Consider the following 11,854-nt stretch of genomic DNA (forward strand, 5'->3'; position numbering starts at 1 on the left):
CAAGCTGCCCGCTGCACACCACTTGCCGACGGTAAAAAGATTTCCTCTAGCTGCGTCGTTTTCGTCAACTTTGGAGTGTTTACAACAATGGCAAAAATCGTCGACATCAAAGGTCGTGAAGTTCTCGACTCCCGTGGCAATCCCACCGTGGAAGCGGACGTGCTTCTCGACAACGGCATCATCGGCAGCGCTTGCGCGCCGTCCGGTGCATCCACTGGCTCGCGTGAAGCGCTCGAGCTGCGTGATGGCGACAAGAGCCGTTACCTGGGCAAGGGCGTGCTCAAGGCGGTAGCCAACATCAACGGTCCGATCCGCGATCTGCTGCTGGGCACTGACCCAAGCGATCAGAAAGCCCTCGACCACGCGATGATCAAGCTCGACGGTACCGAAAACAAGGCAACCCTGGGCGCCAACGCCATCCTCGCGGTGTCCCTGGCTGCGGCCAAGGCGGCTGCACAGGATCAGGATCTGCCGCTGTACGCACACATCGCCAACCTGAACGGCACACCGGGCGTCTACTCGATGCCGGTGCCGATGATGAACATCATCAACGGTGGCGAACACGCCGATAACAACGTCGACATCCAGGAATTCATGGTGCAGCCGGTTGGCGCCAAGACCTTCTCGGAAGGTCTGCGCATGGGCACCGAGATTTTCCATCACCTCAAAGCCGTGCTGAAGGCCCGTGGCCTGAGCACCGCCGTTGGCGACGAAGGCGGTTTCGCACCGAACCTGGCCTCCAACGAAGACGCGCTGAAAGTGATCTCCGAAGCCGTGGCCAACGCCGGTTACAAGCTGGGCACCGACGTGACCCTGGCGCTGGACTGCGCAGCCAGCGAGTTCTACGAAGACGGCAAGTACAACCTGTCCGGCGAAGGCCAGGTGTTCACCGCTGAAGGTTTCGCCGACTACCTGAAAGGTCTGACCGAACGTTATCCGATCATCTCGATCGAAGACGGTCTGGACGAGTCCGACTGGGCTGGCTGGAAGATCCTCACCGACAAGATCGGCGAGAAGACCCAACTGGTTGGCGACGACCTGTTCGTGACCAACACCAAGATCCTGAAAGAAGGCATCGATAAAAAGATCGCTAACTCGATCCTGATCAAGTTCAACCAGATCGGCACCCTGACCGAAACCCTGGAAGCCATCCAGATGGCCAAGGCTGCCGGTTACACCGCCGTGATCTCGCACCGTTCGGGCGAAACCGAAGATTCAACCATCGCCGACCTGGCTGTGGGCACCTCGGCTGGCCAGATCAAGACCGGTTCGCTGTGCCGTTCCGACCGCGTTTCCAAGTACAACCAACTGCTGCGTATCGAAGAGCAGTTGAATGGCAAAGCCAAGTACAACGGTCGCTCCGAGTTCCGCGGTTAAGCAGTAGATGTTAAAAAGACACCGGATTGTGTCGGAAAAGTCGTGACAGCGATGGATTTGCCACTAATCTGATGCCTTATATGCACAAGCCTGGATCTTCCAGGCTTCGTGCTATCAGACGTTTCAAAGTTTTCGCGTGGCTGTCTTTTTTCACTGGATACCTGATATTCGATGCGCAGTCCTTACTGGTTGTTTCTCGTTTTGCTCTTGCTGCTGGCCGGTCTGCAGTACCGCCTGTGGGTGGGCAATGGCAGTCTGGCGCAGGTCGCCGAGCTGAATCAGCAGATTGCTGATCAACACGCCGAGAACGAAGCCCTGCTGGAGCGCAACCGGGTGATGGACGCTGAAGTCAGCGAGCTGAAAAAAGGCATGGAGACCGTAGAAGAGCGGGCTCGCCATGAGCTGGGCATGGTCAAGGACGGTGAAACCCTTTACCAGCTAGCGCAATGATCGATTCTCTGCCGGCCTTCTGGGCCGTGATTCCTGCCGCGGGCGTCGGTGCCCGAATGGCCGCGGACCGTCCCAAGCAATACCTGCAACTGGGCGGGCGCACAATTCTTGAACACAGCCTCGGCTGTTTCCTCGATCACCCGAGCCTCAAAGGCCTGGTGGTCAGTCTTGCTGTTGATGATCCCTATTGGCCGAACCTCGCCTGCGCCAGCGACTCGCGAATTCAGCGTGTCGAGGGCGGCTCCGAGCGTTCCGGGTCGGTGCTCAATGCCTTGCTGCATTTGCATGCGCAGGGTGCCGATGACGATGACTGGGTGCTGGTCCACGATGCGGCCCGACCTAACCTGAGCCGTGACGATCTCGACAAGTTGCTGGTTGAACTGGCGGACGATGCCGTTGGCGGTTTACTGGCCGTGCCAGCACGCGACACCCTGAAGCGGGTCGACAAGCACGGTCGTGTGCTCGAAACCGTTGATCGCAGCGTGATCTGGCAGGCGTATACACCGCAGATGTTCCGCCTCGGTGCGTTGCATCGAGCGTTGGCTGACAGTCTGGTGGCGGATGCGCTGATTACCGATGAAGCCTCGGCGATGGAGTGGGCCGGTCTGGCGCCACGACTGATCGAAGGGCGGGCGGACAACCTCAAGGTCACCCGGCCGGAAGACCTGGAGTGGTTGCGTCAGCGTTGGGCCAATCGCCGCTGAATGCTGCGGCGCCTGTCAGATTGCCTTCGCGAGCAGGCTCGCTCCCACCTTTGATTCGCGCCTGACACCCAATCTGCATCCACTGAGGATCCCCTGTGGGAGCGAGCTTGCTCGCGAAGACGGCTGCTCAGGCACCGCATAACTCAGCTTCGATACTCCGGCCGCTCGGCCAATCCTTCCTTCAAAAAATCCACCAGTTTGCGCACCTTCGGCGACAAATGCCGCTGCTGCGGATACAACGCCCACACCGCCGTATTCGGCGGCTGATGCGCCTCCAATAAAGAAATCAGTGCCCCACTGTGCAAATGTTCGAGCACGTAATAGTCCGGCAACTGGCACAGCCCGACCCCTTGCAACGCCGCATCCAGCACCGCTTGCCCGCTGTTGCAGCGCCAGTTTCCCTGCACGCGCTGGGAAAATTCCCGCCCGTTCTGTTCCAGTTGCCACAGATCCGAGCTGCCGATCAGGCAATTGTGGCGGCTCAGTTCCGACAAACTGTGTGGGCGGCCATACCGTTCAACGTAGGACGGGGACGCGCACAGATACATCCGACGCGGCGCCAGGCGGGTGGCGACCAACCGCGAATCCTGCAGCCGACCCAGACGAATCGCCAGATCCAACCCTTCATGCACCAGATCGAGCTGGCGGTTGGTCAGCTCGATATCGATCCGCAGTTGTGGGTAATGCCCCATGAACCGCGTCACCAGCGGCACGATAAACCGTTCGCCATACGCCACGGCACAGGTCATGCGCAGCATGCCTTTCGGTTCGCTGGTCAGATCGCCGACCGCGCGCAGGGCTTCTTCGCGACCATCCTGCAGGCGCTGACAATGTTGCAGAAAGGTCTGTCCGGCTTCGGTCAGAGCCACGCGACGGGTACTGCGATAGAGCAGACGCGTCTGCAATCGCTCCTCCAGTCGTACGATTTGTCGACTGATGTGCGAGGACGAAACCCCGAGGCGTTCTGCTGCGGCGGTGAACTGGCTGCATTCGGCGACGGCGACGAACTCGTCGATACCTTCCCAGCGGTTTTCCGACATCGGGATTATCCCTGTATGGCAATAATGTTTTGCTTTTGCCCGGATTATTCATCAGATCGCGCTGTACTACACTGCCGATCTGGTTTTTTTATTCAATGGATTCACTGGAGAGTCAGCATGATCAAGTCGCGCGCCGCCGTTGCCTTCGAGGCCAAGAAGCCGCTGGAAATCGTAGAAGTCGATGTGGCCATGCCCAAGGCCGGTGAAGTGTTGCTGCGCGTAGTGGCTTCCGGGGTTTGCCACACCGACGCCTACACCCTGTCCGGTGCTGACCCGGAAGGCATCTTCCCGTCGATCCTCGGCCACGAAGGCGGTGCGATCGTTGAAGCCATCGGCGAGGGCGTGACGTCTGTTGCGGTTGGCGACCACGTAATTCCGCTGTACACCCCGGAATGCGGTCAGTGCAAATTCTGCAAGTCGGGCAAGACCAACCTGTGTCAGGCGATTCGCGCTACTCAGGGCAAAGGCCTGATGCCGGACGGCACTTCGCGCTTTTCCTACAAGGGCCAAACGATTTTCCACTACATGGGGACTTCGACCTTCTCCGAGTACACCGTGCTGCCGGAAATCTCCGTGGCGAAAATCGCCAAGGATGCGCCGCTGGAAAAAGTCTGCCTGCTCGGTTGCGGCGTGACCACTGGTATCGGCGCGGTGATCAACACTGCCAAGGTCAAGCCAGGTGACACCGTGGCGATCTTCGGTCTCGGCGGCATCGGTCTGTCGGCAGTCATTGGCGCAGTGAAAGCCAAGGCTGCGCGGATCATCGCCATCGACATCAACCCGGCCAAGTTCGAAATCGCCAAGCAGCTGGGCGCCACCGATTGCGTCAACCCGAAAGACTTCGATCGTCCGATCCAGGAAGTGATCGTCGACATGACCGATGGCGGCGTCGACTTCTCCTTCGAATGCATCGGCAACGTGCAACTGATGCGCGCCGCGCTGGAATGCTGCCACAAGGGCTGGGGCGAGTCGGTGATCATTGGCGTTGCCGGTGCCGGCCAGGAAATCGCCACCCGTCCGTTCCAACTGGTGACCGGTCGCGTCTGGCGTGGTTCGGCGTTCGGCGGCGTGCGTGGTCGTACCGAGCTGCCAAGCTATGTCGACATGGCGCAGAGCGGCGAGATTCCGCTGGATACTTTCATTACCCACACCATGGGTCTGGAAGACATCAACAAGGCCTTCGACCTGATGCATGAAGGCAAGAGCATTCGTACCGTCATTCATTTCTGATCAATCGCGACGCCCCAGCTACAGACCTTGAAGGTTTGTAGCCGGGGCCGCGTAGGAGTCTTTACATGAGTCTGGAAAACATCTCCTGTCAGAAAAGTTTCGGCGGCTGGCACAAGCGCTATCGCCACCGTTCCGACGTGCTCGGCTGCGACATGGTGTTTGCCGTGTATCTGCCGCCGCAAGCGGAGCAGGGGGGCAAGCTGCCGGTGCTGTATTGGCTGTCCGGCCTGACCTGCACCGACGAGAACTTCATGCAAAAGGCCGGTGCGATGCGCATGGCCGCTGAACTCGGTCTGATCATCGTCGCGCCGGACACCAGTCCGCGTGGCCCGGATGTGCCGGGTGATCCGGATGGCGCCTGGGATTTCGGCCTCGGAGCCGGGTTCTACCTGAATGCCACGCAGGAACCGTGGTCGCGACACTATCGGATGCATGACTATGTCGTGCAGGAATTGCCTTCATTGGTTGAAGCGCATTTCCCGGCGTCGGATAAACGCAGCATCAGCGGCCATTCCATGGGCGGCCACGGTGCACTGGTTTGTGCGCTGCGCAATCCGGGGCGTTACCAGTCGGTGTCGGCGTTTTCGCCGATCAACAACCCGATGGATTGTCCGTGGGGGCAGAAAGCATTCTCCCGCTATCTGGGTGAAGACCGTTCCAAGTGGAAAGAATGGGATGCCTGCGCGCTGATCGCTGAAGCCGACGAGAAACTGCCGTTGCTGGTCGATCAGGGTGATCGCGATGACTTCCTCGCCACGCAGCTCAAACCCGAAGCCCTGCAACAAGCGGCAAAACAAGCGGATCATCCGCTGACGTTGCGCCTGCAACCGGGCTACGACCACAGCTATTTCTTCATCTCAAGCTTCATAGACGACCACTTGCAGCATCACGCACGCGCTCTGCGCGGCTAATGCAGGTAGAATCACGCCCTGACAAAAATCGGGGCGTTTTTTTATGCGTATTGGCCACGGCTACGATGTTCACCGTTTCGCTGAAGGCGATTTCATTACTCTGGGCGGCGTGCGCATTGCACACAGCTTCGGGCTGCTCGCTCATTCCGACGGTGACGTCCTGCTGCACGCCTTGAGCGATGCGTTGCTCGGCGCGGCCGCGCTGGGCGATATCGGCAAGCACTTTCCGGACACCGACCCGCAATTCAAGGGCGCCGACAGCCGCGTGCTGCTGCGTCATGTGGTCGCGCTGATTCACGCCAAAGGCTGGAAAGTCGGTAACGTCGACAACACCATCGTCGCCCAGGCACCGAAAATGGCCCCGCATATCGAAGCGATGCGCGCGTTGATCGCCGCCGATCTGCAAGTTGAGCTGGATCAAGTGAACGTGAAAGCTACCACCACCGAAAAACTCGGCTTTGTCGGTCGCGAAGAAGGCATCGCCGTACACTCCGTTGCCTTGTTGCTGCGCGCATGAACGAACTGCAATTGCTCGGCCCGCGCGCTTATGGCGAACCACTCGGCACTGCGGTACTGAAAGCCATCGCCGAAGATTTCCAGGTCGATGAAGTGCTCGATATCCCGTTCAGCGGCGATGGCGAACACCTGTGGATCTGGGTCGAAAAGCGTGGTCTGAACACCGAAGAAGCAGCACGGCGCATCGCCAAGGCCGCCGGCGTGCCATTGCGCACCGTCAGTTATGCCGGGCTCAAGGATCGTCAGGCACTGACCCGTCAGTGGTTCAGCGTGCAACTGCCGGGCAAGGCCGACCCGGATCTGTCGGCGGCGGAAAACGACACGTTGAAGATCCTCAAGACCACGCGCCACAAGCGCAAGCTGCAACGCGGCGCGCATTCGGCCAACGGCTTCACCTTGCGCCTGACCCAGTTTGCCGGCGACAAGGACGCGATCGAGCAGCGTCTGCAACTGATCGCCAGGCAAGGCATTCCCAATTATTTCGGCGCTCAGCGTTTTGGCCATGACGGCGGCAACGTCGTCGATGCGCGTGCGTGGGCGGCGCGCAAGGCACTGCCGGAGCAGCGCAATGTGCGTTCGCGGCTGCTGTCGACAGCGCGCAGTTTTCTCTTCAATCAGGTGCTGGCCGCCCGGGTGGCCGATGGCACCTGGCAGCAGGCGCAGGTCGGCGACCTGCTGGCGTTTACCGACAGCCGCAGTTTCTTCCCGGCCGGTGAGGCCGAATGCAGCGATCCGCGCCTGGCGATTCTCGACCTGCACCCGACCGGCCCGCAGTGGGGCGAAGGTGACTCACCGACTGCCGGCGCTGTCCATGATCTGGAGCAGGGGATTGCCGAGCGCGAGGCGGATCTGCGCGATTGGTTGATCAATGCCGGAATGAGCCACGAACGTCGCATCCTGCGACTGCCCATTGGCGGGTTGTCGTGGCATTATCCCCAGCCTGACATTCTGCAACTGGAATTCGTCCTCCCGGCCGGATGCTTCGCCACCGTATTGGTGCGCGAACTCGTTGATCTGGTGCCGGTGGGGCAGACGGACAGCCCATGCGTATTCTGATTTCTAACGACGATGGGGTAACCGCACCCGGTCTCGCCGCGCTTTATGCTGCGCTGGCGGATTACACCGAATGCGTGGTTATCGCCCCGGAGCAGGACAAAAGCGGCGCCAGCAGTTCGCTGACGCTCGACCGTCCGCTGCACCCGCAATACCTGGCCAACGGTTTCATCAGCCTCAACGGTACGCCGACCGACTGCGTGCACCTGGGCCTTAACGGCCTGCTGGAGCGCGAGCCGGACATGGTGGTTTCCGGGATCAACCTCGGTGCCAATCTTGGCGATGACGTGCTGTATTCCGGCACTGTGGCGGCAGCCCTCGAAGGACGCTTTCTCGAGCGCCCTTCGTTTGCGTTCTCGCTGTGTTCGCGACAGGTGGACAATCTGGCGACAGCAGCACATTTCGCGCGCAAACTGGTCGAGGCCCATGCCGGGCTGGACCTGCCGCCGCGTACGGTGCTGAACGTGAACATTCCCAATCTGCCGATCGACCATATTCGTGGCATTCAGCTGACCCGTCTGGGCCATCGCGCTCGTGCGGCAGCGCCGATGAAAGTGGTCGATCCGCGGGGCAAGGCCGGTTACTGGATTGCTGCTGCCGGCGATGCCGAAGACGGCGGCCCGGGCACTGATTTTCATGCGGTGATGCAGGGCTATGTCTCGATCACGCCGTTGCAGCTCGATCGCACCTTCAACGATGCCTTCAGAAGCCTCGACGGCTGGCTGGAGGGACTGCGCTGATGGCTCGTGAACACGAAGACAGACTGCGCAGCGGCATCGGCATGACGTCGCAGCGCACGCGCGAACGTCTGATCCAGCGTCTCTACGAAGAAGGCCTGTCCAACGCCAAGGTGCTGGAAGTGATCCGCCGTACGCCGCGTCATCTGTTTGTCGATGAAGCGCTGGCGCACCGTGCCTACGAAGATACCGCGCTGCCGATCGGCCACAACCAGACCATCTCCCAGCCTTATATGGTGGCGCGCATGAGCGAGCTGCTGCTGGAGGCGGGGCCGCTGGACAAGGTGCTGGAGATCGGCACCGGTTCGGGTTACCAGACGGCCGTGCTGTCGCAACTGGTCGAACGGGTGTTCTCGGTCGAGCGCATCAAGGTCTTGCAGGATCGGGCCAAGGAACGTCTGGTCGAACTCAACCTGCGTAACGTGGTGTTCCGCTGGGGCGATGGCTGGGAAGGCTGGCCGGCGCTGGCGCCGTACAACGGCATCATCGTCACCGCGGTTGCGACCGATGTGCCGCAGGCGTTGCTCGATCAGCTGGCACCGGGTGGGCGGATGGTGATTCCGGTCGGCTCGGGGGAAGTGCAGCAACTGATGCTGATCGTGCGTGAAGAACACGGCTTTTCTCGTCACGTTCTGGGGGCGGTGCGCTTCGTGCCATTGCTCAATGGCCCACTGGCCTGAGCATTTGTTTGCGGGCGCTGAATTCCTGGCGCTGGCTTCGGTCTTACAGCGGCGGCGAGCGTTTAAACGCAGTCGATCGGTTCTTGGCAAACGTGTGCGTGCAGCGATTTCGCTTCATTAAAGGTAAAGACGGCGCGGCCCGTTATACTTGCGACACCTCATGCCTGAATGGGCATTCCAAATTTTTTCAGCCACCACAAAGGGAGCGGCGGGTGAGTCTCACAGTCATTGCGCAGCGTATGGGTAACACGAGCTTTCAGCGCCTGGTGACTGGCCTTGTCTTGAGCACCTTGCTGGTCGGTTGCTCCAGCACCAAATCGAGCAACGTGCGGGTGGTCGATCGCAACAGTGCGGCGGCCCAGCGTCCGGCCGTCACGACCGGGCAGTATGTAGTCCGTCCGGGCGATACGCTGTTTTCCATCGCTTTTCGCTACGGCTGGGACTACAAAGCCCTCGCTGCCCGGAACAATATTCCTACGCCGTATACGATCCACCCGGGTCAGACAATTCGCTTTGACGGCCGTACCGGTTCAACGCCGACGGCGGTTGTGAGCAACGGTGGTTCCGCGCCATCATCGTCGAGCAAAACTACGGTAATCCGGCGCCAGGCGAATGGCACGACGACCACCACGGTGACCGGCTCCGGTGCTGGTTCTGCGGGGGCTGCACCGTCCGTCGCCAGTAAATCGGCACCTGCTCCACTGCCTCCACCGGGTCCGGCCCCGACCGGCTGGGGATGGCCATCTAATGGCATTCTGATTGGAAAATTCTCTTCAAACGGTAGTTTGAATAAAGGAATTGATATCGCCGGAGATTTGGGACAGCCTGTTTTAGCTGCGTCTGATGGGACGGTGGTTTACGCCGGGAGTGGCTTAAGGGGCTACGGCGAATTAGTCATCATCAAACACAGCGAAACCTACGTCAGTGCCTACGGACATAACCGCAGGCTGTTGGTACGGGAGGGGCAGCAGGTCAAGGTCGGACAGACAATTGCCGAAATGGGGTCAACGGGTACAGACCGGGTGAAACTGCATTTTGAGATTCGCCGACAAGGTAAACCTGTAGATCCGCTGCAGTTCCTGCCCAAACGTTGATTTGAGGCCAGCCTGTTCCGTCGCGTAGAGGGGACAGGCTCCAGCGCTGCCAAGGATAAAGGCGTCGCTTGAGCTTGGGGTCGAACTCACCAAAGGACTATAACAATGGCTCTCAGTAAAGAAGTGCCGGAGTTTGACATCGACGATGAGGTTCTCCTTATGGAGACCGGCATCGATTCGGATTCGATGTCGAATGATGAAGGGGCTGCTCCACCTTCCGTTCGTTCCAGATCCAAACACTCCGCTTCACTTAAGCAACACAAGTACATCGACTACACTCGGGCACTCGATGCCACGCAGTTGTATCTCAACGAAATCGGCTTTTCTCCACTGCTCTCCCCCGAGGAAGAAGTTCACTTCGCGCGTCTGTCGCAAAGTGGCGATCCGGCGGGGCGCAAGCGCATGATTGAAAGTAACCTGCGGCTGGTCGTGAAGATCGCCCGGCGTTACGTCAATCGAGGGCTGTCGCTGCTGGATCTGATCGAAGAGGGCAACCTCGGCTTGATCCGCGCGGTGGAAAAGTTCGATCCCGAGCGCGGCTTCCGCTTCTCGACCTACGCTACCTGGTGGATTCGTCAGACCATCGAGCGCGCGATCATGAATCAGACCCGGACCATCCGGCTGCCGATTCATGTGGTCAAGGAACTCAACGTGTACCTGCGGGCGGCACGGGAACTGACGCAAAAGCTCGATCACGAACCTTCACCCGAAGAAATCGCCAACCTGCTGGAAAAACCGGTGGGCGAGGTCAAGCGCATGCTTGGCCTGAACGAGCGGGTTTCTTCGGTCGACGTCTCGCTGGGTCCGGATTCGGATAAAACCCTGCTGGACACCCTGACGGATGACCGTCCGACCGATCCATGCGAACTGCTGCAGGATGACGACCTGTCGCAGAGCATCGATCAATGGCTCTCGGAACTGACCGACAAGCAGCGCGAGGTGGTTGTACGCCGCTTCGGCCTGCGCGGGCATGAGAGCAGCACGCTGGAAGATGTAGGCCTGGAGATCGGCCTGACCCGGGAACGGGTGCGGCAGATCCAGGTGGAGGGCCTGAAGCGCCTTCGGGAAATTCTCGAGAAGAATGGCCTGTCGAGCGAGTCGCTGTTTCAGTAAGCGCCTTTAACCACCGCCCATAAAGCCCCGACTGGTTCGGGGCTTTTTTATTGCTCGGATATTGGCTGATGACTGTCTGTGGCGAGGGCGCTTGTTCCCGCCGGGTTACGCAGCAATCCCAAAGACTCATGAGCGCTGCGCACTCAAGCGAGAGCAAGCTGCCTCGCCACAAAGTTCACTGTCGGACATACGGTCAGCATTTCCATCGTTTGTAGTCTCACGGTGTAAGCCTTGGCTTACTCTTTCGTAAGTGTTCCCTATTTTTGCAGGACGGCAGACGTCGATTGCTCAGAGTGATCGAGTTTAACTAGTTGATTTAAAAGCTTATTTTTTATTGTGAAGTGCTTATTACAGGGTTTTTCAGCCCGCAACGCCGATTGCTCTCGGCTGGGAACTCTTTAGTATCAGCACTGTGTCGACGGACAGACACGCCCTTCAAGGAAGAGGGGAATGGACATCGCAGGACGCGATTCATCAGGACGATGAAAAGGAATACAGGGAATAGGGAAAAAATGTGGGCGGGTCAAACCGCCCCTTTTTTTGCCTGTAGAAAAGTAAAACCCGCAAAAGCAAAAAGGCCCGCAAAGGGCCTTTTCGTAACGCGCGACAGATCAGCGTTCGAGGTCTTTGATCTTGCCTTTGACGCCATCCCACTCTTCGGCATCCGGCAGCGATTCTTTCTTCTCGGTGATGTTTGGCCAGATTTCGGCCAATTCAACGTTCAGTTGAATGAACTCCTGCATATCCTCCGGAACTTCGTCCTCGGAGAAAATCGCGACGGCCGGGCATTCCGGTTCGCACAGGGCGCAGTCGATGCACTCATCCGGGTGAATCACCAGGAAGTTCGGGCCTTCGTAAAAGCAGTCCACCGGACAGACTTCTACGCAGTCGGTGTACTTGCACTTGATGCAGTTGTCGGTGACGACGAAGGTCATTTCTAATTTTCTCC

The 11,854-nt window shown here is 59.3% G+C and carries 13 protein-coding genes; 11 read left to right on the top strand and 2 right to left on the bottom strand.

Annotation, left to right across the window (positions count from 1 at the left end; translation table 11 throughout):
* The first annotated feature begins 87 nt into the window (after nt 1-87).
* The 3 genes from eno to ispD all read left to right on the top strand — a co-directional run bounded on the left by eno (nt 88) and on the right by ispD (nt 2,531).
* Nucleotides 88-1,377 carry a phosphopyruvate hydratase gene (gene eno / locus AC27VU_RS15710; protein ID WP_003222156.1) on the top strand — a complete coding sequence of 430 codons (1,290 nt, stop codon included), beginning with the start codon at nt 88-90 and terminating at the stop codon, nt 1,375-1,377.
* Between the two features lie 171 nt (nt 1,378-1,548).
* Nucleotides 1,549-1,827, top strand: a complete 279-nt coding sequence (gene ftsB, locus AC27VU_RS15715) for a cell division protein FtsB (RefSeq protein ID WP_003222158.1) — start codon at nt 1,549-1,551, stop codon at nt 1,825-1,827.
* On the top strand, nt 1,824-2,531 hold the full coding sequence (ispD, locus tag AC27VU_RS15720) for a 2-C-methyl-D-erythritol 4-phosphate cytidylyltransferase (RefSeq protein WP_262142721.1): 708 nt from the start codon (nt 1,824-1,826) through the stop codon (nt 2,529-2,531). Before ftsB ends, ispD begins: the two co-directional genes overlap by 4 nt.
* Nucleotides 2,532-2,674: 143 nt before the next feature.
* Here ispD and AC27VU_RS15725 read toward each other — a convergent pair whose 3' ends face one another.
* On the bottom strand, nt 2,675-3,571 hold the full coding sequence (locus tag AC27VU_RS15725; RefSeq protein ID WP_103486008.1) for a LysR family transcriptional regulator: 897 nt from the start codon (nt 3,569-3,571) through the stop codon (nt 2,675-2,677).
* 117 nt (nt 3,572-3,688) lie between these two features.
* Between AC27VU_RS15725 and AC27VU_RS15730 the strand changes: the two genes are divergently transcribed.
* From AC27VU_RS15730 to rpoS, 8 genes are all read left to right on the top strand, one after another.
* Nucleotides 3,689-4,801: an S-(hydroxymethyl)glutathione dehydrogenase/class III alcohol dehydrogenase gene (locus AC27VU_RS15730; protein WP_003222162.1), complete on the top strand. Its 1,113-nt coding sequence runs from the start codon at nt 3,689-3,691 to the stop codon at nt 4,799-4,801.
* Nucleotides 4,802-4,866: 65 nt separating this feature from the next.
* Complete coding sequence (fghA, locus tag AC27VU_RS15735) at nt 4,867-5,712, top strand: S-formylglutathione hydrolase (RefSeq protein ID WP_488724397.1); 846 nt, start codon at nt 4,867-4,869, stop codon at nt 5,710-5,712.
* 43 nt (nt 5,713-5,755) lie between these two features.
* On the top strand, nt 5,756-6,229 hold the full coding sequence (gene ispF / locus AC27VU_RS15740; RefSeq protein ID WP_007964300.1) for a 2-C-methyl-D-erythritol 2,4-cyclodiphosphate synthase: 474 nt from the start codon (nt 5,756-5,758) through the stop codon (nt 6,227-6,229).
* Nucleotides 6,226-7,284 carry a tRNA pseudouridine(13) synthase TruD gene (gene truD / locus AC27VU_RS15745; RefSeq protein WP_003222168.1) on the top strand — a complete coding sequence of 353 codons (1,059 nt, stop codon included), beginning with the start codon at nt 6,226-6,228 and terminating at the stop codon, nt 7,282-7,284. The genes ispF and truD overlap by 4 nt, the downstream gene beginning before the upstream one ends.
* The gene (gene surE / locus AC27VU_RS15750) at nt 7,272-8,021 is read left to right on the top strand and encodes a 5'/3'-nucleotidase SurE (protein WP_003222170.1); all 750 of its coding nucleotides are present in this window, start codon (nt 7,272-7,274) and stop codon (nt 8,019-8,021) included. The genes truD and surE overlap by 13 nt, the downstream gene beginning before the upstream one ends.
* A 41-nt stretch (nt 8,022-8,062) precedes the next feature.
* Entirely contained in the window at nt 8,063-8,698 is a 636-nt protein-coding gene (locus tag AC27VU_RS15755; RefSeq protein ID WP_169841266.1) for a protein-L-isoaspartate(D-aspartate) O-methyltransferase, read from the top strand.
* 212 nt (nt 8,699-8,910) lie between these two features.
* Nucleotides 8,911-9,792: a peptidoglycan DD-metalloendopeptidase family protein gene (locus tag AC27VU_RS15760; protein ID WP_003222174.1), complete on the top strand. Its 882-nt coding sequence runs from the start codon at nt 8,911-8,913 to the stop codon at nt 9,790-9,792.
* Between the two features lie 105 nt (nt 9,793-9,897).
* Entirely contained in the window at nt 9,898-10,905 is a 1,008-nt protein-coding gene (gene rpoS, locus AC27VU_RS15765; RefSeq protein ID WP_103486013.1) for an RNA polymerase sigma factor RpoS, read from the top strand.
* 611 nt (nt 10,906-11,516) lie between these two features.
* On the opposite strand, the gene fdxA is transcribed toward rpoS, so the two are convergent.
* On the bottom strand, nt 11,517-11,840 hold the full coding sequence (gene fdxA, locus AC27VU_RS15770; RefSeq protein WP_003222178.1) for a ferredoxin FdxA: 324 nt from the start codon (nt 11,838-11,840) through the stop codon (nt 11,517-11,519).
* Nucleotides 11,841-11,854: the final 14 nt, after the last annotated feature.

Source organism: Pseudomonas sp. 14P5.3.2 (genome assembly GCF_057799175.1).